The organism is Neglectibacter sp. CSJ-5, assembly GCF_032490475.1.
Lineage (GTDB): Bacteria > Bacillota > Clostridia > Oscillospirales > Acutalibacteraceae > Hominenteromicrobium > Hominenteromicrobium mulieris.
Window position 1 is genome coordinate 849,755 of sequence record NZ_JAVYJC010000001.1, and the last position, 20,010, is coordinate 869,764.

At 53.0% G+C, this 20,010-nt stretch carries 24 protein-coding genes and 2 other RNA genes; 20 read left to right on the forward strand and 6 right to left on the reverse strand.

The window, feature by feature from the left end; genetic code table 11:
• Positions 1 to 17: 17 nt before the first annotated feature.
• The 7 genes from R2K26_RS03900 to R2K26_RS03930 all read left to right on the forward strand — a co-directional run bounded on the left by R2K26_RS03900 (position 18) and on the right by R2K26_RS03930 (position 5,395).
• Positions 18 to 656 (forward strand): SpoIIIAH-like family protein, encoded by a 639-nt coding sequence (locus R2K26_RS03900; protein ID WP_176820021.1) that lies wholly within the window; start codon positions 18 to 20, stop codon positions 654 to 656.
• A 223-nt stretch (positions 657 to 879) separates the two neighbouring features.
• A complete protein-coding gene (nusB, locus tag R2K26_RS03905) occupies positions 880 to 1,317 on the forward strand; it encodes a transcription antitermination factor NusB (protein ID WP_316518857.1) in 438 nt (145 codons plus the stop codon).
• Positions 1,310 to 2,245, forward strand: a complete 936-nt coding sequence (locus R2K26_RS03910) for a peptidase M22 (RefSeq protein ID WP_316518858.1) — start codon at positions 1,310 to 1,312, stop codon at positions 2,243 to 2,245. Before nusB ends, R2K26_RS03910 begins: the two co-directional genes overlap by 8 nt.
• A 1-nt stretch (position 2,246) precedes the next feature.
• Positions 2,247 to 3,464 (forward strand): exodeoxyribonuclease VII large subunit, encoded by a 1,218-nt coding sequence (gene xseA / locus R2K26_RS03915; protein WP_316518859.1) that lies wholly within the window; start codon positions 2,247 to 2,249, stop codon positions 3,462 to 3,464.
• The gene (gene xseB, locus R2K26_RS03920) at positions 3,457 to 3,660 is read left to right on the forward strand and encodes an exodeoxyribonuclease VII small subunit (protein ID WP_308448264.1); all 204 of its coding nucleotides are present in this window, start codon (positions 3,457 to 3,459) and stop codon (positions 3,658 to 3,660) included. Before xseA ends, xseB begins: the two co-directional genes overlap by 8 nt.
• 2 nt (positions 3,661 to 3,662) lie before the next feature.
• Entirely contained in the window at positions 3,663 to 4,538 is an 876-nt protein-coding gene (locus tag R2K26_RS03925; RefSeq protein WP_316518860.1) for a farnesyl diphosphate synthase, read from the forward strand.
• Positions 4,538 to 5,395, forward strand: coding sequence for an RluA family pseudouridine synthase (locus R2K26_RS03930; RefSeq protein WP_316518861.1), 858 nt, complete (start codon positions 4,538 to 4,540; stop codon positions 5,393 to 5,395). The genes R2K26_RS03925 and R2K26_RS03930 overlap by 1 nt, the downstream gene beginning before the upstream one ends.
• Before the next feature lie 50 nt (positions 5,396 to 5,445).
• On the opposite strand, the gene R2K26_RS03935 is transcribed toward R2K26_RS03930, so the two are convergent.
• The gene (locus tag R2K26_RS03935; RefSeq protein ID WP_316518862.1) at positions 5,446 to 5,913 is read right to left on the reverse strand and encodes a MarR family transcriptional regulator; all 468 of its coding nucleotides are present in this window, start codon (positions 5,911 to 5,913) and stop codon (positions 5,446 to 5,448) included.
• Between the two features lie 71 nt (positions 5,914 to 5,984).
• Complete coding sequence (locus tag R2K26_RS03940; protein WP_316518863.1) at positions 5,985 to 6,569, reverse strand: GNAT family N-acetyltransferase; 585 nt, start codon at positions 6,567 to 6,569, stop codon at positions 5,985 to 5,987.
• Positions 6,570 to 6,616: 47 nt separating this feature from the next.
• On the opposite strand from R2K26_RS03940, the gene R2K26_RS03945 reads away from it, so the two are divergent.
• Positions 6,617 to 7,585: a TIGR01212 family radical SAM protein gene (locus R2K26_RS03945; RefSeq protein WP_316518864.1), complete on the forward strand. Its 969-nt coding sequence runs from the start codon at positions 6,617 to 6,619 to the stop codon at positions 7,583 to 7,585.
• Positions 7,586 to 7,642: 57 nt separating this feature from the next.
• Complete coding sequence (locus R2K26_RS03950) at positions 7,643 to 8,563, forward strand: glycoside hydrolase family 25 protein (protein WP_316518865.1); 921 nt, start codon at positions 7,643 to 7,645, stop codon at positions 8,561 to 8,563.
• A gap of 54 nt (positions 8,564 to 8,617) precedes the next feature.
• Here R2K26_RS03950 and R2K26_RS03955 read toward each other — a convergent pair whose 3' ends face one another.
• A complete protein-coding gene (locus R2K26_RS03955; protein WP_316518866.1) occupies positions 8,618 to 8,938 on the reverse strand; it encodes an MGMT family protein in 321 nt (106 codons plus the stop codon).
• A gap of 125 nt (positions 8,939 to 9,063) precedes the next feature.
• Between R2K26_RS03955 and R2K26_RS03960 the strand changes: the two genes are divergently transcribed.
• Positions 9,064 to 9,891, forward strand: coding sequence for an alpha/beta hydrolase family protein (locus tag R2K26_RS03960; protein WP_316518867.1), 828 nt, complete (start codon positions 9,064 to 9,066; stop codon positions 9,889 to 9,891).
• Positions 9,892 to 10,089: 198 nt separating this feature from the next.
• Here R2K26_RS03960 and R2K26_RS03965 read toward each other — a convergent pair whose 3' ends face one another.
• Together R2K26_RS03965 and R2K26_RS03970 are read right to left on the reverse strand one after the other, a co-directional pair.
• Positions 10,090 to 11,217: a DUF2974 domain-containing protein gene (locus R2K26_RS03965; protein ID WP_316518868.1), complete on the reverse strand. Its 1,128-nt coding sequence runs from the start codon at positions 11,215 to 11,217 to the stop codon at positions 10,090 to 10,092.
• A gap of 23 nt (positions 11,218 to 11,240) precedes the next feature.
• Entirely contained in the window at positions 11,241 to 11,648 is a 408-nt protein-coding gene (locus R2K26_RS03970) for an NINE protein (RefSeq protein WP_316518869.1), read from the reverse strand.
• A gap of 186 nt (positions 11,649 to 11,834) precedes the next feature.
• Here R2K26_RS03970 and R2K26_RS03975 point away from each other — a divergent pair, with 186 nt between their 5' ends.
• From R2K26_RS03975 to R2K26_RS03985, 3 genes are all read left to right on the forward strand, one after another.
• Positions 11,835 to 12,293 carry a phage holin family protein gene (locus R2K26_RS03975; RefSeq protein WP_316518870.1) on the forward strand — a complete coding sequence of 153 codons (459 nt, stop codon included), beginning with the start codon at positions 11,835 to 11,837 and terminating at the stop codon, positions 12,291 to 12,293.
• 4 nt (positions 12,294 to 12,297) lie between these two features.
• Positions 12,298 to 13,176 (forward strand): N-acetylmuramoyl-L-alanine amidase, encoded by an 879-nt coding sequence (locus R2K26_RS03980; protein WP_316518871.1) that lies wholly within the window; start codon positions 12,298 to 12,300, stop codon positions 13,174 to 13,176.
• A 176-nt stretch (positions 13,177 to 13,352) separates the two neighbouring features.
• Positions 13,353 to 14,726, forward strand: coding sequence for a sodium-dependent transporter (locus R2K26_RS03985; protein WP_316518872.1), 1,374 nt, complete (start codon positions 13,353 to 13,355; stop codon positions 14,724 to 14,726).
• A 144-nt stretch (positions 14,727 to 14,870) separates the two neighbouring features.
• On the opposite strand, the gene R2K26_RS03990 is transcribed toward R2K26_RS03985, so the two are convergent.
• A complete protein-coding gene (locus R2K26_RS03990) occupies positions 14,871 to 15,383 on the reverse strand; it encodes a GNAT family N-acetyltransferase (RefSeq protein WP_316518873.1) in 513 nt (170 codons plus the stop codon).
• Positions 15,384 to 15,493: 110 nt separating this feature from the next.
• On the opposite strand from R2K26_RS03990, the gene ffs reads away from it, so the two are divergent.
• The 7 genes from ffs to R2K26_RS04025 all read left to right on the forward strand — a co-directional run bounded on the left by ffs (position 15,494) and on the right by R2K26_RS04025 (position 19,925).
• Positions 15,494 to 15,717: signal recognition particle sRNA large type (gene ffs, locus R2K26_RS03995), an RNA gene on the forward strand.
• Positions 15,718 to 15,748: 31 nt separating this feature from the next.
• Positions 15,749 to 17,356, forward strand: coding sequence for a DNA polymerase III subunit gamma/tau (gene dnaX, locus R2K26_RS04000; RefSeq protein ID WP_316518874.1), 1,608 nt, complete (start codon positions 15,749 to 15,751; stop codon positions 17,354 to 17,356).
• 32 nt (positions 17,357 to 17,388) lie between these two features.
• Positions 17,389 to 17,736 carry a YbaB/EbfC family nucleoid-associated protein gene (locus tag R2K26_RS04005; protein ID WP_316518875.1) on the forward strand — a complete coding sequence of 116 codons (348 nt, stop codon included), beginning with the start codon at positions 17,389 to 17,391 and terminating at the stop codon, positions 17,734 to 17,736.
• The gene (gene recR / locus R2K26_RS04010; protein ID WP_308448280.1) at positions 17,736 to 18,338 is read left to right on the forward strand and encodes a recombination mediator RecR; all 603 of its coding nucleotides are present in this window, start codon (positions 17,736 to 17,738) and stop codon (positions 18,336 to 18,338) included. The genes R2K26_RS04005 and recR overlap by 1 nt, the downstream gene beginning before the upstream one ends.
• A 75-nt stretch (positions 18,339 to 18,413) precedes the next feature.
• Positions 18,414 to 18,878 carry an SsrA-binding protein SmpB gene (gene smpB / locus R2K26_RS04015; protein WP_316518876.1) on the forward strand — a complete coding sequence of 155 codons (465 nt, stop codon included), beginning with the start codon at positions 18,414 to 18,416 and terminating at the stop codon, positions 18,876 to 18,878.
• A gap of 27 nt (positions 18,879 to 18,905) precedes the next feature.
• Positions 18,906 to 19,253: a transfer-messenger RNA gene (gene ssrA, locus R2K26_RS04020) on the forward strand.
• A gap of 273 nt (positions 19,254 to 19,526) precedes the next feature.
• Positions 19,527 to 19,925, forward strand: coding sequence for a hypothetical protein (locus R2K26_RS04025; RefSeq protein ID WP_316518877.1), 399 nt, complete (start codon positions 19,527 to 19,529; stop codon positions 19,923 to 19,925).
• Positions 19,926 to 20,010 lie beyond the last annotated feature (85 nt).

Consider the following 20,010-nt stretch of genomic DNA (forward strand, 5'->3'; position numbering starts at 1 on the left):
GATCGGAGGAACACGGAATGAAATACGGTAAAAGACAGCTGATCTTGGCATCGCTTGTGCTGGCCCTTGGTGCGGCGGTGTACTTAAATTGGCAGTTTGCGGGCACAAAGGTGCAGAGCGCGGGCGATGTCAGTGAGGAAAGTGCGTCTTCCGCTCTCGGTGCGGCGCAGCTTGTGAACAACGCCTATGTGGAGACGGTCTCCGACACGCTTATGAACGAGGACGGCGTTCTGCCGGAAACGGAGCCCGCAGACGGTGCGGCGGAAAGCAGCGCGGCAGAAGAAACAGCGGCTGCGGTATCGGCTTCCGCAAAGCTTTCGGACGCTCGATTGACGCGCCAGACCGCACGGGATGAGGCCGTGGAACTGCTGGAGGACATCCTGAAGGACGACAGCGCCGAGGTCGCCGTAAAGCAGGCCGCCGTGGACGAAGCCGCGGTTATCGCGCAGAACATTTTGAAAGAGACAAACATAGAGTCCCTCATAGAAGCGAAGGGCTTTACGGAGTGCGTGGCGTACATCAACGGCGAGAGCTGCACGGTGGTTGTAAACGGCGACATGGAGGACGAACAAAACGCGCTCATCGTGCGGGACATTGCAGTTTCCGAAAGCGGCGTCAGCGCGGAAAACGTGAAGATCATTTCTGCGGCGAAATAAAAGATGATTTCTTGCATTTTACCGTTTATCGTGGTATACTATTCCAGAACATATCGGCGTGTATGTCTGGAGCTTGAAAACTGCACATCAAACGGCACCGGTGAAACCCGAAAGTGCCCGATTTCTGCTCAAATTGCCTGCCGATCCTTCGGCGGGCTTTTTTGTTTATATCCGCCATGAATCACGCAATGAATTTTATTGAGATAAGGGAAAGGAACCGAGTATGACGAAAAGAAGAGAATCGAGAGAACAGGCTTTTACGCTGCTTTTTGAAAAGACTGTGACGGGCGACAGCATGGAAGACATCATTGAAATGGCGGAGGAAGCGCGCGACGTCGTTATCGATCCGTACTGCGAAAAGCTGACCGCTTTGACGGAGCTTTATTTAGATGAGATCGACCACACGATCGAAGAAAATCTGCGCGGCTGGAGTTTGCGCCGTCTTTCTAAAATGACGCTGACGATTTTGCGCGTTGCCGTGTGCGAAATGCAGTTTATGCGGGCCGACGATGTGCCGGTGAGCGTTTCCATCAACGAGGCGGTGGAACTTGCAAAAATTTACGGCAACGAAAAGGACGCTTCTTACGTAAACGGCGTACTTTCCACGATTGCAAAGAAGCTTGAGGGAGCGAAGAACGAGACGGAGAGCGAAAATGCCTAACATCAGCGCGCTCGGTTTAGATACCAGCAACTACACAACGAGCGCCGCGTTTTTCGGCGACGGCGAAATGGACAGCCGCGGCATGATTTTGCCTGTGAAAGAGGGCGAGATCGGACTGCGCCAGAGCGACGCGGTGTTTCACCACACGCGCCAGCTGCCGGAGGTGCTGTCCATGCTCGGTGATAAGATCGGCGAGGCGAAGGTCATTGGCGTTTCGGAGCGTCCGCGTGATGCGAAGGACTCCTATATGCCGTGCTTCTTGGTGGGCATCGGCGCGGCGCAGATGCTTGCGCAGGCGTTAGGGGTGCCGCTGCGGCGCTTTTCGCATCAGCAGGGGCACATTGCGGCGGCGCTTTACTCTGTTGATAGACTGGATTTGCTGCACGAGCGCTTTTTGGCGTTCCACATGTCCGGCGGCACAACGGAAGCGGTTTTGGTAGAACCTGTGGAGGGTGACAAAATGTTTCGCACGCGCCTTGTTGCGTCTTCACTCGATTTAAAGGCCGGGCAGGTCATTGACCGCATCGGCGTGATGCTCGGTCTGCCGTTTCCGGCCGGCAAGCATTTAGACCCCATTGCGTGCAATTATACGGAAAAACTGCGCGTGCGCGCTTCGATGAAAGGCGCGAACTGCTCGCTTTCCGGTGTGGAAAATAAATGCCGCGAGCTGATGAAAAAGGGCGCGCCGAAGGAGGAAATCGCCGCGACGTGCATGGCGTACGTCATTGCGGCATCGGACGCGATGTGTAAGGCGCTTATTGAGACATTCGGCGATTTGCCCGTGGTGTTTTCGGGCGGCGTGTCTTCAAACTCTATGCTGCGTGCACACATGAGCAAAAAGTACGGCGCACTGTTTGCAGAGCCGCGCTTTTCGGCGGATAACGCTGCCGGCATCGCCGTTTTGGCGTCACTTTCGCAGGAGGCCTGATATGCGCGTTTTATCGGTTTCGCAGATCAACTTTTTTATAAAGTCGCTTATTGAGGGTGACGGCCGCATGCGCGATATTTACGCGCGCGGCGAAATTTCCAATTTTACCGATCACTACCGCTCCGGACACCTGTATTTTTCGCTGAAAGACGAAAAGTCCGTTTTGAAGGCGGTTATGTTTTCGTCTGCCGCGCGGCGGCTGCGCTTCCACCCGAAGGAGGGCATGCGCGTTATCGTGCGCGGGCGTGTGGCTGTGTATGAGCCCGGCGGGCAGTACCAATTCTATGTGGAGGAAATGCAGCCGGACGGCGTGGGCGCGCTGAGTTTAGCGTTTGAGCAGCTGAAAGAAAAGCTTGCTGCCGAGGGGTTGTTCGCGGAAGAACACAAGCGGTCGATCCCGCCGTTTCCGGCGCGCATCGGCGTTATTACATCGCCGACGGGCGCGGCGGTGCAGGATATTCGCAACATACTCTCGCGGCGCTGGCCTGCGGCGGAGATCGTGTTTTGTCCGGTGCTTGTGCAGGGCGAGGACGCAGCGGCGCAGCTTACGGCGGCGGTGAAATTGATGAACGCCCAAAAGGCGGCGGATGTCATCATCATCGGGCGCGGCGGCGGCTCCGCGGAGGATTTGGCCGCATTCAACGACGAGACGCTCGCAAGGGCAGTGTTCGCGTCGAAGATACCCGTCATCTCCGCTGTGGGGCACGAGACGGATTTTACGATTTGCGATTTTGTCGCGGACTTGAGAGCGCCAACGCCGAGCGCGGCGGCAGAGCTTGCCGTGCCGGACAGGGAAGAAATGCGTGCGGCACTTGCGCAGCTGACGCGCCGTTTGTGCGGCAGTGTGCAGGCGGGGCTTGACGATCGGCGGCAGATGCTCGATGCGCTTGCAAGCGCAAACGTTCTGCAAAACCCGTCCGCGTGGCTTTCACCGCGTAGGCAGGCGCTCCGAAACACGGTGCAGAGCCTGACGCACAGCGCCGAGCGCAGAATTTTGAATGAGAAAAACGAGCTTGCTGCGCTTTCCGCACGGTTAGACGCAATGAGCCCGCTGAAGGTGCTTTCACGCGGATACGCGATCGTGTCCGACGAAAACGGGAAAGTGATAAAGCGCACGGAAGACGCAAAGCCGGGCGACGTTTTGACAACGCGCGTAGAGGACGGCGCGATCACCGTGCAGGTGCAGAAAACAGAAAAGAGGGAAATGACCGATGCCTAAAAAAACCATGACCTTTGAAGACGCGATGCTGCGCCTTCGCGAGGTGACCGAGACGCTCGAAAAGGGAGATGTGACACTGGAGGAATCTGTGAAGCTTTTTAGTGAGGGCGCGGAGCTTTCCCGTTTTTGCTATGAGAAATTAAACACTGCCGAACAGAAAATTACGGAGCTGAGTGCTGCGAAAACGGAGGAATAAAAATGGAAGACAGGGTAAAACGCATTGAAAAAGCCTTAGATCATTTTTTGCCGGAGCGCAAGGGCTCGCTTTCCGAGACCGTGACCGACGCCATGCGCTATTCGCTTTTAAACGGCGGCAAGCGTGTGCGCGCCGTTTTAACGCTTGCGTTCTGCGAGCTGTGCGGCGGCGATGAAGACATGGCGATGCCGTTTGCGTGTGCCGTGGAGATGGTACACGCGTATTCGCTCATTCACGATGACCTGCCGTGCATGGATAACGACGATATGCGCCGCGGTAAGCCCTCTAACCACAAGGTCTACGGTGAAAATTACGCATTGCTTGCGGGCGACGGCCTTTTGACAAAAGCATTTGAAACGGCGCTGAGCAGTGAAGCATTCCGAAATGTCGGCATGGAGCGCGCTGCGTATGCGGCGGCGGTGCTTGCGCGCTGCGCGGGCGAGCACGGTATGGTGGGCGGCCAGTGCATTGACCTTGCAACCGAAAACCGCACCGTTTCGCTCGATGAGCTGTGCGAAAAAGACACCGGCAAGACCGCGAACCTCATCATGGCGGCATGCATGATGGGTTGCATTGCGGCGGGTGCGAACGAAACGCAGATCAATGCAGCAAAGGAATACGCGCTGCACATCGGTTTGGCGTTCCAGATCCGCGACGATATTCTGGACGTGACCGGTGACGCCAAGGAGCTTGGCAAGAACATTGGCGTGGATGCACAAAACGCGCGCTGCACGTATGTTTCCATTTTGGGCGTGGAAAAAGCGCAGGCGCTCGTCGATGAGCATACCGAAAAGGCGCTTTATGCGCTTGACGCGTTTGACGCGGACAGCACGTTCCTGCACGAGTTTGCGGAAAGACTCGCGACGCGCAGCAAGTAATGAAACGCACACTGGAGTTCGTCATCGACCGCGGACAGGAAAACATGGACGTGCGCACGTTCGTGCGGCGGTACTTAGGGTTTTCCGCACGCATTTTAGCGGCGCTGAAATACGAGGGAGAGATGCTTAAAAACGGCGAACCCGTGCACAGCAATGCCGTTTTGAAAGCCGGCGATACGCTGACTTTGACGCTGTTTGAAACGGGCGAAGCGTATGAAAAAGCCGACCTGCCGTTTGCGGTTTTATATGAGGACGAGGATTTTTTAGTGCTCGATAAGCCGTACAATATGCCCGTGCACCCCTCGCCGGGGCACGACCGCGACAGCGTTTTAAATGCGGCGGCGTGGTATTTTCAAAATACGACGGACTTTGTGTTTCGGCCGTTGTACCGCTTAGACCGGGATACGACCGGCGCGCTGGTGCTGGCGAAAAACAAATTTGCCGCAAATGCAAAGCTGACGAAAACGTACCGCGCCGTGTGCGAGGGAGAAACGCCCGAAAGTGGGTGTGTGAATGTGCCCATCGGGTTAAAGCCGGAGCATAAAGTGGAACGCTGCGCGGGCATCGGAGACGAAGCCGTGACGGAATTTCAAACGGTGAAAACGAGCGGCGGGTACAGCCTCGTCGATTTTCATTTGAAAACCGGGCGCACGCACCAGATTCGCGTGCACATGGCGCACCTTGGGCATCCCGTGGCGGGGGACGACCTTTACGGCGGGCATTTGGACAGAACGGAGCACCAGATGCTCTGCTGCCGTGCAGTGCATCTTTTATGTCCGGCGCTCGACATCGATAAAACGGTCGAGACGGATTTTTCGGCGGAACAGAAGGCGTGCTTCCCGGAGCTTTTTCAATAAAAACACCCCGCAGCTTTAAAACTGCGGGGTAGCCCATATCAAGTGAAATTTTACTCCACGTCCGTATGGATGAGGCGGTCTAACAGTGTGATGAGTAAAATGCGCTCTTCATCGGAAAGGTCGCGCGTGACGCTTTTGGCCCAATCCTGCAAAATCTCGCGGATGACGGGCACGAGCTTTTCGCCGCTTTCTGTAACGTAGAGGTTGTTTTCGCGGCGATCTTCCTTGCCGGTTTCGCGCGAGATGTAGCCGAGCTCTTCAAGGCGTTTTGTGCGGCGTGCTACGGTGCATTTGTCGATATACATGTGTGAGACGATGGCGTCCTGCGTGGTGCCGGGGTGGCGGTTGATGTAAAGCAGGATCATCGGCATGCCACCTACAAAGCCGTAGCCGCGCAGACGGTCATCCATATATTTTTTACGCTGGCGGTGCAGATAGGTGAAGCTGCGGCTTAGATCACGCGGAAAATCCGCAAGGCGCTCCTGTTCGGTTTCTGCTGTTTTCTGTTCTTCCGGCATGCTTACACCTCCGTATGGTTTATGGCTTTATTATATGGCTTTTGTGCGAAAAAGTCAATTCAAAAATCTGCCTATTCCGCGATAAACGGGTGACAGACGCGCTTATACAGTTCGTCGTCGAACATAACGTGATAAATGCTTTCAAGCTCATGCAGCACGACTTTCGCTTCCGGCACGGGCTGCGCGATGGGCAGCACGAGTATGTTGAAATCCACGCCGTACAAAAGGCTTTTGGCTTTTGTTATTTCGCACCCGCAGCGCTCATAAAACGCGATGCGGCGGCGACGGATGTTGACTTCTTCTTCGGCTTCGGCGCTCTCAACGCTTTCCACTTCGAGTAAAAGACCGTCACGGTCTTTCATTTCTGTGCGCAGCAGGGGAAAAGTCTTGCTGCCGATGCCCGTGCCGCGCAGGTCTTTTCTGACAGCAAAGTAATCGAGCAGGGCGTATTTGCCGTTTTCCGTGCACGAAAAATAGGCGTAGGCGCAGAGTGAATCGGTCTCGTTGTAAAAGCCGTAGCACGGGTAGCAGTTTTTATTGTAGAGCATTTCCATGCTTGCAAAGGGGCGCAGCTCGCTCGGCGGGAATGCCTCGTGCATATATGCGTTGTAAATTTCGCGAATTTCGTCTAAATTCAGCTTTTTAATGTGTAACAAATACTCAACTCCTATTATTATTTTGGACCAAGCAAAGGAGCTTTACTTTGAATCCATTTCCGTATACGTTTGATAACAAACGGTATCATACATTAGCTTATCACAACCGGGTGCAGAATTGCAAGACCCAAAAGGCCGTGATCGATGCCGGGCTGAGCTGCCCGAACATAGACGGCACGTGCGGCGTGGGCGGGTGCATTTTCTGCGACGGCGGCAGCGGCTATTTTACGCAGGATAAGGCACTTTCCGTGACGGAGCAGTTGCAAGCGGAAAAAGTGCGTATTCATAAAAAGTCGCCGGAAAGTAAAATCATCGCGTATTTTCAGACGCACACAAACACCTACGCGCCGGTTGAAAAGCTCAGGACGTTATACGAAGAAGCGCTTGCATTCGGCGTTTACGGCGTATCGATTGCCACGCGCCCGGATTGCATCGGGAAGGATGTTTTGTCGCTTTTAAAAGAATTGAACGGCAAAACGCACCTCACCGTGGAACTGGGCCTGCAAAGCAGTAATGATGAGACGGCTGCGCGTATTCACAGAGGATATAAATACGAGGTATTTAGAGAGCTATTTCTGCGCCTGCGCGAAAATAATATTCGCGTTTGCGTGCATATCATAGACGGCTTACCGGGCGAGACGGAGGCAGAGATGATAAAGACCGCCGAAGACCTTGCACAGCTGCGCCCGGACGGTGTGAAAATTCATCTTTTACACGTCATTCGCGGCACGCAGCTTGCGGGCTTATACGAAAGCGGCGCATACACGCCGATGACGTTTGAGGACTATGTGCGCGTCGTAGTCCGTCAACTGGAGGTGCTGCCGCCCGAAACGGTCATCGAGCGCATTACGGGCGACGGTGACAAAACAAAGCTGCTTGCGCCTCTGTGGAGCCGCGATAAAATCCGCGTACTCGGCACGATAGACCGCGAGATGGCAGTGGGAAATACTTGGCAAGGCAGACTTTATTCGCCGAATGGCTTGCAAAAAGGACAGAAAATGCGTATAATAGAATAAATCCGAACACGGTGTGCAGTTTACGCTGTGATTTCGTTTATGAAAGGTAATTTTACTATGAATATTAAAGCTCCAAATAAACATAGCGACGCGCGTTCTTTTGAAATGCGCCGTTTGATTTTCCTTGGCGCGGCCGGCGTGCTCATTCTGGTCGTGGTCATTTTATCGCTCCTATCCGCGTTCGGCGGGAAATCCGACGGGCAGAGCACCGGCAACGGCACATCTTCCGCGGTGACGGAGGACGGCAAGCTCGTCATTCAGGATCTTTACGAGGGTGAGATCACCATTCCGAAGTTTAATGTGCCGCTCAATACATACGACCAGTCGAAGTTTAAAAATGACAACGGCCTTGTGACGTATGACGACGCGAACGCGAGCCTCGGCATCGACGTTTCCGACTATCAGGGCGACATCGACTGGGCAGCCGTCAAAGCGAGCGGCATCGATTTCGCGATGATTCGCGCAGGCTACCGCGGTGCAACGCGCGGCAAGCTGAACGAAGACAGCAAGTTTGCCGATAATTACACCGGTGCGAAGGACGCGGGCGTAAAGGTGGGCATCTACTTCTTCTCGCAGGCAACTTCTGTTACCGAAGCGGAGGAGGAAGCGGGCTATGTGCTCCAGCTTTTGCAGAATAAGTCCGTCGATTACCCCGTTGTCTTTGACTGGGAGCAGACGAGCGTAGACGGCTCTCGCACGGCAGACGCCACAGGCGAGCAGATCACGAGTTATGCTTCGGCGTTCTGCAAAAAGATCGCGAAAGCGGGCTACACCGCAGGTGTGTACTTCAACCGCAGTCTTGGCTATAACTATTACGACTTAGAGCAGCTCAAGGATTTTGAGTTCTGGCTTGCGGAATACCGCAGCGTGCCGGCGTTCTACTATAACTTCGGCCTGTGGCAGTATTCCGACAATGCGCAGGTGCAGGGCATCGACGCGGCAGTCGATATTAACGTCAGCTTTAAGAACTACGGCTGATCTTAAAAGTAAAAACGAAAGGTGCTTGATCATTTTGGTCAGGCACCTTTTTTGTTATTCTTCGTCTTCGCCGAACCAGCCGCAGGCTTTCATGTCTACGCGGCCGTCGGGCAGGAACTGCACGCCCTCGGCTTTGAGCTTTTCGCGCTGTACATCGGGGCCGCCGAAAACGTAGCCCTTGCACAGAGAGCCGTCTTTGAACACTACGCGATGGCATGGTGTGTTTACGGGGTCCGTGTTGCGGTGCAACACAAAGCCCACGCCGCGCGAGGCCCGCGGTTTGCCCGCCGCAAATGCCACAAAGCCGTAATTTGTCACCTTGCCGCGCGGGATCTCGCGCACCACCTGAAACACGCGCTCGGAAAAATCGTTCATAGTATTCAACTTCCTTTGCTTTCAAACCGTTTTGTACAGTATAGCATAAAAGTAGTCTTTACAAAAGGGCTTTTATTGATTATAATGAAATATAACGAAACTAAAATTGAAACGGAGTTGTTGATATGGCTATTATTGAAGTGAATTTTATCTCGAAGTGCCTCATGCGCACGGTGACGTTCAATGCAATTATCCCGGTGGATAAGTTCGGCCCGCAGGCGGAAAACGCAGAGCAGAAGCCGCTGAAGACGCTTTACCTTTTGCACGGCATTTTCGGCAATTATACGGACTGGGTGAACGGCACGCGCATTCAGGCGTGGGCGGAGGCAAACGACCTTGCGGTTATCATGCCCTCCGGTGAAAACCGCTTCTACCTCGACGACGAAAAGAGCGGCGAGCTGTACGGCGAGTTCATCGGCAAGGAGCTTGTAGAGTTCACAAGAAAGCTGTTTCCACTTTCCGATAAGCGCGAGGATACGTTCATCGCGGGTCTTTCCATGGGCGGCTACGGTGCAATCCGCAACGGCCTGAAGTATGCGGAAAACTTTGGCTGCGTCATCGGTCTTTCCGCCGCGCTCGTGCACGATACGTGGAAGGACGCGGACAACTCCGCGCCGATCTTCACATTCCGCCGCAACTATTACGAGACAATTTTCGGTGAATATGACAAGGTGAAGGGCAGCGACAAAGACCCGAAGGCGCTGCTTTTGAAGCTGAAGGAGGAGGGCCGACCCGTACCGAAAATGTACCTGTGCTGCGGCACGGAGGACGGCCTCGTCACCGCAAACCGCGATTTCCGCGATTTCCTCAACGAAAACGGTGTTGACCTCACGTATGTGGAGGGCCCCGGCAAGCACGACTGGGTATTCTGGGATACGTACATCAAAAAGGTGCTCGACTGGCTGCCGCTTAATAGAACAGGCGCGGGCATCAACAGCGGAAACGTGAAATAAAGCAGAACGGATGATGCAGAAGAGGAATCTGAAAAATTCCGCAAGATCATGATGAATGTGCTAACGATGCAGCTCAATTCCATCACGATCATGGATCTCATCGCCGCCAGCTTGTAAATTCGTAAACATAAATCAAAAGCCACCGAAACGGAAAAGCGCAAGGCTTACCGCAAACGGTGGCTTTTACTCTATGAAAATTTAATTCTGCGTTTTATTGCCGGGCAGGATATTGAGGTTTTCCGGGACATTCGGGTGGGGGATGTTGTGCAACGCAAAGCCCGCGAGCTGACGGATGATCTGCAAAACGAACGACCGCGTTTCGGGGTCGAGGTGCACGGCGGCGTTGTAGATAGCGCCGATGTTCTTTTGAATGTCGCCGGCGTCAAATACGTTTTCAATATTGCCGGCGGTCAAAAGGCCGTAGAGTACATCGACAAGGCGTATGCGCTCATCGATGCTCATGCCGGTGATCCAGCTGTTGAGTGTTTTGTTCATGTATTTTGCGCCGCTGGAAATTTCCTCCAGCGTATGAAATGCACCGTCCGTCACCTGCCACGAGAACGGGTCGTGCTGCATAATGCCCATTTGGTTGCTTTCCACAACGGAGTATGCACCGTGGTTTTCAAGCAGCATGCCGATGAGCGAGCCTTTCGGAATGACCTTATGTACGCGGCTTTGAATGCGCCCATATTCTTCGGATTCGAGCGTGTTGCCGATGAAGCCGGGGCTGTCGAGCGGGTAGACGCGCTCAATACGCTTTTGAATTTCCGGGTCGCAGAACATGCCTGCATAGGCTGCAAGGTTGCCGCCTTTGGAGTGGCCCATCAAAAGCAGTTTGCCGGGAAAATCTTCGCCGAGCTTTGTCACATAGTCTGCCGCATCGGCCTGCGAGGGGATGACGGGCAGAAATGCCATGTTAAAATCCTCTTTCCAGCCGACGAGCGTGGCGTCCGTGCCGCGGAATACGGCGCAGGCGTGGTCGTCATCGAGGTATACGGTGATGGCCGCAAACTGCTCCTCTGACTGGTCACACAGCTTTTCAACGAAGTTGCCGATTTTTATGTTGCGCCAGCGCGGGCTTGACGCCATAGCGTACAAAAGCCTCATGTTGCTTTTGGTATCGCGTACATGGAACATCAACTTTTCAAAGCGCTCTGCCTTTAAAAGCTCTCGAATTTCTATTTTGTTTTCGCATTTAAGCTCGTCTTCAAACGCGCTCAGATTCATGTAGGAAAACTGTGATAAAAGCAGGCTGTCTACATCCGTAAACGGTTTTTCTGCCAAAGGCGAGAATTCGGTTTCTGCATATTCAAGGATGCTTGGCATAGTACGCCGCCTTTCTGAGAAAGTTAAACGTAATAATAGGGGCCGGGCTTACAGAGGATTACAATGAGATCGATGAACGCGCCGATGCTGAACAGGCCGCCGGTGAAGATATACAAAACACCCATGCCGATCTTTCCCTCATAAAATTTATGCGCGCCGATGAGTCCTAAAAACAGGCACAGGAAAAACGCTGTCCATTTGCTTTTTGCCACACCACCGTAAGTGACATTGTTGTTTACATAAACAGGCTGGGGCTGTTGGGCAGACTGCAATGGCTCTACCTGCCTGCCGCACGCGGGGCAAACCACGCAGTCGGCACCGATGACCGCGCCGCAGTATTTACAGAATTTCGCGTTTTCGGTGCGCGTGCCGCAGTTTGGGCAAAAAAGCTCACCGTTCGGAATATTTGCACCGCAATCTTTGCAGACCATAAGAAAATCTCCTTTGCATATTTGAATATTTGTCCACCGAAATCATAACACAGATTTTGACATTCCGCAACGTGTTTCATTGCTTTTTCTGATTGTCGCGCACAAAAGCAGCACGTCTGTCATAGTATGCTGCGGGACAAAGCGCTGTGCATGTCCCAATATGCAGGAAAGGAGGGCAAAGGTTTGATGAAACAGACGGTTTTAAAGATGACGGCGGCCGTGCTCGGCGCGGGACTCGTGTCGTACCTCGGTACGCTTGCGGTACCGATGCTCGTGCTGCTCGGCGTGATGTTGCTCGATTATATCACCGGCATGATCAAAGCGTATATCCGCGCCGAGTTAAATTCCAAGTTCGGTATTAAGGGGATACTCAAAAAGCTTTGCTATATGGTCATGGTCGCAGTCGGTGCGGCGGTGGATTATCTTTTGCGCGGTGCAGTCATCGGGGCCGGCATCACGCTCGATGTAAAGCTGTTTTTCGGCATGCTCGTCACCGTGTGGCTTACGATCAACGAGCTCATTTCCGTCATGGAAAATCTTGCGGCCATCGGCGTGCCGGGGTTTCCGCGTTTACAGCGCATTTTAAAGCGGCTCCGTCGCACCGTGGCGGATGAATCGGGTGCAAGTGATGAGAAGAAGGAGTGATCTTATGGTACCAATCCGCGAAAATCTATTATCTTCTGCAAAATACAATTTGAAAGTGCCGGTGGAGTCCTGCGCAAAGGACATGAAATATATCGTCGTGCACAACACGGCGAACGATGCTTCTGCCGCGAATGAAGTCGCGTATATGATTCGCAACGACAGCTCGACATCGTTCAACGCGGCGGTCGATGACAAGGAAATCGTCATTGGTATCCCGCTGAACAGAGGTGCGTTTGCGGCAGGGCAGCGCGACGGCAACGCGCACGGAATCCACATCGAGATTTGCTGGTCTCTGTCTGGCGGTGCTAAGTTCGACAAAGCTGAAAAGAACGCCGCAGAGTATATCGCAAAGCTGCTTACAGAGCACAAATGGGATATTTCGCACGTGAAGAAGCATCAGGACTTCGACGGCAAATATTGCCCGCACCGCACGCTCGACAAGGGCTGGGCGCGGTTTTTAAAAATGATTGAAAGCGAAATGAAGGACGACAAAAAGGAGACAAAGACCGATGCGAAACCCGTGCCAAAGCAGCTTTACCGCGTGCGGACAAGCTGGTCGGACGCAAAAAGCCAGATCGGTGCGTATGCAATACTGGAAAACGCGAAAAACGCGTGCCCTGTGGGTTATAAAGTGTATGCCTCAAACGGCAAAATTGTGTATGAACCGTTCAAAGCGTATACAGTGCGCAAGGACGCTGCAGATGCGCTCAATATCCGCAAGGGTCCGGGTACGAATTATGACGTGCAGGGGCAGATCACAGACACGAAGCGCTATACGGTTGTAGAGGAGAGCGCAGGTGTGGGCTCTGCAAAAGGCTGGGGACGTCTCAAAGCCGGCGGCTGGGTGGCGCTCGACTGGGTGAAAAAAGCGCAGCGCCGATGATAAGGCATAATATAAACAGAAAACGCAAAATGAATTTGTGAAAGCAAGATATTGCATTTTTGCGGCTTATGTGGTATGCTGAACGTATTGATGCAGCACGCCGGTGAAACTGAAGGGGGAAAACGGTTTCACCGGCGGCTGTGTTTGAATATTCGCAGAAAATAGGTGGAGAAGTAATGAAGAAACATCACAGTAATCGCAGCATGTTCTCGGGTAAGCTCGGGTTCGTGCTGTCTGCGGCCGGCGCTTCGGTCGGTCTTGGCAACATTTGGCGATTTCCGTACCTTGCGGCAAAATACGGCGGCGGCATTTTCCTTTTGATCTACATTTTGCTTGCGCTGACGTTCGGTTACACGATGATCGTGGCAGAAACGTCGCTTGGCCGCATGACGCGCAAAAGCCCTGTGGGTGCATATGCATCATTCACAAAGTCGCATACATTAAAAGCCGGCGGCTGGATTAACGCCATTATCCCAATCCTGATTGTGCCTTATTATTCCGTTATCGGCGGCTGGGTCATCAAATATCTTTTTGAGTACATTTGCGGCAACGGAACAAAGCTTGCGGAGGACGGATATTTTTCGATGTTCATCTCGGACGGCGTGTCCGCCGAAATTTGCTTTATCGTTTTTGCACTCATCACGCTGACCATCATTTTTGCCGGCGTGCGCAACGGTATTGAGCGTGTATCGAAATTCATGATGCCGATCCTTGTCGTGTTGTCTGTCATCATCGCAATCTATTCCGTCACACGTCCCGGCGCACTGAAGGGCATTCAGTATTTCCTTGTGCCGAATCTTGAAAATTTCTCCTGGATGACGGTCGTTTCCGCCATGGGGCAGATGTTCTATTCGCTGTCCATCGCTATGGGTATCCTTGTTACGTTCGGCTCTTATATGAAAAAAGAAACGTCTATTGAGGACTCTACGCGCAACGTGGAGATTTTCGACACCGCCATTGCCATTATGGCCGGCCTTATGATTATTCCGGCAGTCTTTGCGTTCTCCGGCGGCGACCCGAACACCTTGCAGGCGGGCCCGTCATTGATGTTCATCACGATTCCGAAGGTGTTCGCCAGCATGGGCCTCGGCACGGCGGTCGGCATTCTGTTCTTCGTACTCGTGCTGTTTGCGGCGGTCACAAGCTCCATTGCGCTGACGGAAAGCGCCGTTTCCACGTTTGAAGATGAACTCCATTGGAACCGCAAAAAGTCGACCGTTGTCATCGGTATCATCATGCTCGCGCTCGGCACGCTGTCTTCGCTCGGTTACGGCCCGCTCGATGCCGTAAAGATTCTCGGCATGCAGTTCCTCGATTTCTTCGATTTCCTAACGAACTCCGTTATGATGCCGATTGCGGCTATTGCGACTTGCCTGCTCGTTTCCCGCGTGATCGGTGTAGACCGTATTGAAGAAGAAATGACGCAAGAAGGCGGCACGTTCCGCAGAAAGAAGATCTTCGTCATGATGATCAAGTATCTTTGCCCGGTCTTTGCAGCCATCATCCTTATCAGCTCTGTCATGAATGCATTCGGCCTGATCTCTATGTAAGCATTTTGACCGGCGCGACGAAAGCCGCGCACTTCGATAATGCCGCAAGGGTTATTTTACCGGACGAAAGAAATAGCAGAATAGAATGAGCGAGGCCCCGGCGAGCGTTTTGTCATGCTCGTCGGGGCCTGTGTCTGTTGTGCGTTATTTCAGAATTTTTTCGTAGGCAAAGCGGTCTGTGCCGTCCGCAAGGCGAATGATGCCGCAGTGCTTGTAGCCGTTCTTTTCGAGCGTGTGCTGCATGATGGTGTTGCCGGGATGCGTATCGCAGCGCATGGAGGTGATACCCACTTCAAGCGAGATTTCCGCGCAGTAGGTCATCAAAAACGATGCCGCGCCGCGCTTCTTCGAATTATTTGCCGCCATAATGCGGTGCACGATGCCGTAGATTTTGTTTTCTGTCTGCCACGCGCCGTTATAAATTTCGTGGTATGTCGGCTCGTCGCCCACATACACGGCGGCACTTGCAAGAATATTGTTTTCGCCGTCTATCACAACACGGCAGATTTTATTTTGAATGTCCTCACGCAGGGTGGTTTCGTTCGGGTAGCCGTTTTGCCACTGGTCGATGCCGAGCGCCCGCAGCGAAGCTTTCGCGTTTTCCAGCATCTCAAGCAGATAGGGCAGGTCACAGAGCTCTGCATTTCTGATCTTCATTTTCTTTCATCCTTTCCCGTTTTGCCGCGCAGAATCTGCAAAAAATCCCATGTGCGCGTTACAAATATGAACATATACAAAATTATACGATTTTTTGCTTGCCTTTTCAAGGGAAAACGTGTATAATACTAAAGTACGCGGTCAAGTACGTTCCGCGCACGGAAAAAGCCAAGGCGGTTGGAATATACCGTGGAATATGCGAGCGGACAGGTCTGCGCGGCGAGACACCGTGAACCATGTCAGGCGGGGGACCGAGCAGCATTAAGCGGATCGTCTGGTGCGATGCAGGCTGCCTGTCCGTTCACATATTCTACGTTCCAATCGTCTTTTTCTTTTATCACCCACAAAGAAAGGAGCGCCGCCGTTTGTATAAAGCGTTATACAGAAAATATCGTCCGCAGCAGTTTTCCGATGTCATCGGTCAGCCGCAGGTGACGGTCACGTTAAAAAACGAACTGATGGCCGGGCGCATTTCGCACGCATATCTGTTCACCGGCTCGCGTGGCACGGGCAAAACGACCTGCGCAAAAATTTTGGCGAAGGCGGTCAATTGCTTGGATCCCCAAAACGGCGATCCATGCGGCAAGTGCGACGTGTGCAGAGGACTGGATGACGGCTCTGTTTTGGACGTTGTAGAGCTGGACGCCGCGAGCAACAACGGCGTAGACAGCATCCGCGCGCTCATTGAAGAATCCAACTTCACGCCGACTACGGCGAAATACCGCGTATATATCATCGATGAGGTGCACATGCTCTCCGTTTCGGCGTTCAATGCCCTCTTAAAAACGCTCGAAGAACCTCCCGCACACGTCATTTTCATTTTGGCGACGACTGAAGTCCATAAGCTGTTGCCGACGATTTTATCGCGCTGTCAGCGTTTTGATTTCCGCCGCATCGCACCGGAGGACATCGCAGGGCGCCTTGAGTGGGTCTGCACGCAGGAAAATGTGACAATCGACCACGATGCCGCGATGCTCATCGCCGTTACGGCAGACGGCGGCATGCGCGACGCGCTCTCCATCTTGGATCAATGCATCGGCCGCAGCGACGGGCACGTGACGTATGGGCTCGTTGCGGAAACGGCAGGCCTTGCGGGGCGTGGGCACTTAATTGAACTCGCCGAGTGCATTCGCACGGGCGACCGCACCGCGGCACTCGAAAAGATCGACGCGCTGTATAAGTCTTCCAAAGACATGGGCAGGCTGTGCGAGGAGCTTGCGGGCTTTTTCCGCAATTTGATGCTCATCAAAACGATGAAGGACGCAAGCGGGCTTGTAAATGCCGTTGGCGAAGAGCTGGAAGCCATGACCAAAACGGCGCTTTCCATGGAGCTTTCAACGATTCTGCACGCACTCGATGCGTTCCAGTCCGCGCAGTCGCGCATGAAGACTATGAATAAGCGCACGGAAATGGAAATGACGTTTATCCGTCTTTGCACGCCGGAAATGGATACCTCGCCCGCAGCACTTTTGCGCCGCATTGAAGCTTTGGAGCGCGGCGGCCTGCGCCGTCCCATCACCCCGGCACCGAGTGTACCCGCGGCTGAAGCACCGGCAGCACCGGTACAACAGCCCGAGACACCACAGAACAACTCACCTGTGCAGACCGCGGTAAAGGACAAGCCGCAGTCCACAGAGGAGCTTGCAAAAAATGCGCAGCCGTTCGACGGCTGGTCGGACATTATCGGCTATATGGAAAATTACTCAAAGTCGGTGGCGTCGGCATTCAAGGGCTCAGCGGCGTACATCAGCGGCGACTACATGCTCATCGAAGCACCGCAGATTGCGTTTGATCTCTTGAAACGTGCCAGCCAGAGAGAAAAGATCCGCGAGGCCATTCAGCAGGTGACCGGGCGTGTGTATAAACTCGGCCCTTATAAGCCGCCCGCAGCGGACGGCGAAAAACCGAAAGATCCGCTCGACGCCTTTTTGCACGATATGCGCGAAGCCGGCGTGGAGATCGAAGAAAAATAAATTTAAAAACCACACAGTAAGGAGTCTTAACTATGAAAGCACGTTTACCGCAGGGTATGGGCGGCGGAGCCGCAAATTTGCAGCAGCTTGCACGCCAGGCACAGAAGATGCAGGAGCAGATGGAGCAGATTACCACGGAGCTCGAAGCGAAGGAATACACCGCGGCCGCAGGCGGCGGAGCCGTTTCCGCAACCGTAACGGGTAAAATGGAAGTAAAGAACATCGACATCAAGCCGGAGGTCATCGACCCTGATGATGCCGAGATGCTCGGCGACCTCGTCGCTGCTGCTGTCAACGAAGCACTGCGCGCAGCCGCAAACGAGAAAGAGGAGAAGCTTGGCGCAATCTCCGGCGGCATGAGCCTTCCGGGCATCCTCTAATGGCCGGTTATCACGTACCGCCGCTCGAACGGCTCGTCGATAAATTTGAGAGCCTGCCGGGCGTGGGGCATAAGTCCGCACAGCGCATTGCGTATGCCGTGCTCAACATGGATAAAGCGGATGCCGAAAGCTTTGCGCAGGCGATCATCGACGCGCACGAGCAGATCCATTACTGCTCCGTGTGTTGCAATTTGACGGACGGCGACCTTTGCCCCGTGTGCCGCGATGAAAGCCGAGACCGCTCGGTTATCTGCGTAGTGGAAGACCCACGCGACGTGTTCGCACTGGAGCGCACAAATGAGTTCCACGCGACCTACCACGTGCTGCACGGTGCCATTTCGCCGCTTGGCGGCATCGGGCCGGATCAGCTCAAAATAAAAGAGCTTTTGCGCCGCGTGCAGGACGGCACCGTACAGGAGGTCATCATGGCGACGAACCCGACCGTTGAGGGCGAAGCGACCGCCATGTACATTTCGCGCCTGTTAAAGCCGCTCGGTATCCGCGTAACGCGTCTTGCGTACGGCATCCCGGTCGGCGGCGACCTCGAATATGCCGATGAAGTGACGCTTTCCCGCGCCATTGAGGGCAGACAGGAGCTGTAAAATCGATTTCGCGTTGACAAAACCGCGAAAGTGGTGTATAGTAAATCACACACAAAGCAGAAGGGGGCAGGCCAAGTGGCAAAAACAGAATTTAAAACGATTGCCCAGAACAAAAAGGCCTACCACGACTACTTTGTGGAGGAGACCCTTGAAGCGGGCATTGAGCTTTGCGGCACAGAGGTGAAATCGCTGCGGCAGGGCAGATGCAACTTAAAGGACGCGTGGTGCTCTGTTGTGGACGGTGAAATGCTCTTAAACGGCTGCCATATCAGCCCGTATGAGCAGGGCAACATCTTTAACCGTGACCCCATGCGGGTGCGCCGTTTGCTCATGCACAAGCGCGAGATCATGTGGCTTTTTGGCCTTTCCAAAACCGTCGGTTATTCACTCATTCCGCTTTCCGTGTACTTTAAGGGTTCGCGGGTGAAGGTGCAGGTCGGTCTGTGCAAGGGCAAAAAGCTCTACGATAAGCGTGCCGATATGGCCGCGCGTGATGCCCAACGCGATATTCAGCGTGCGCTGAAAGAGAAAAACAGATAAAAGCGGTAGCAATATCGCTTTTTATATGGGGATGTAAAGGTTTCGACGGGGACTGGAAGCCCTGGTAAGCGAGTAGCGGTGCGGGACCGCTATAAAATCCGCAAACTTAAAATTAAACGACAACAATACAGTTGCTGTTGCTGCTTAATTAAGCAGCCGTTCTTACCCGTAGGACCGCGGACGGGATAAGAGCGTCACTTAGCGGTGCACGTGAACGGGCCCACGCCTTTAAGCCCGTCATGATCTAAAGGCTACTGATGCGCAAAGCCTGCTGTTCGGCGGTGCGCGGAGGGAATGTCAAAAGAGCCGCTACACTCGTAGAAAGCCCCGGTAACCGGTTTTCGGACGCGGGTTCGATTCCCGCCATCTCCACCAGAAAAAGGTCTTTGTCATTTTTGACAAAGACCTTTTTCAGTGAAATTCGCCTTGCGGCGAGTGAAATAATAACCTGCGGTTATTGTGAAATAGCTTCGCAGTGAAATGCACTGCGCGCGTTAAGGGCAAATTTAATAACAACTGCAAGTTGTTTTCACATTGCGATGAAGGAGCAATATTTCACTTGACAGTTATTAGGTGGATTTACTATAATGAATTTAAGATTAAAGTCGCATTTTAGATAGTACTTGCATGTGGAAAGGAGATATGGTGGTGAAACAGTGGCCGTATCATTTTCAAAGTTCTATGTCGAATGTATTGATGATCGTTGCAGCTTTAATGGCGATTTTCCTTGTGATTTATGGTTTATACCGAATATTGCGTAACCCTTTTCATTATCCATATTTTGTGCGTTCTTTTGATGTATCTCGGAAGAGAAATGTAGACATTGAAGATTATATAGATAAGTATTTGTGTAGTGAATTTGGCTGGAATTGTATAGTGGAACACCATAATACGATCATAAATTGGAAGAAAAGAACGGAGAGTTACATTCAAACTTGTGTATTGAAAAAGAGGCGTACTCGCCAGTTTTATGAAATCATAGATGACAATTTTGCTTTTCGCTTTAAAACGGTTGATGCTATTATAAAAGTAGACACGGAAGGGTAGAAAAAAGCCTGTCCGTGGAGTATCATAAAGGTGAGTATTCTACCGGAAGGGAGCTCGTCTTTATGTCTAAACACTTGAATCCGTT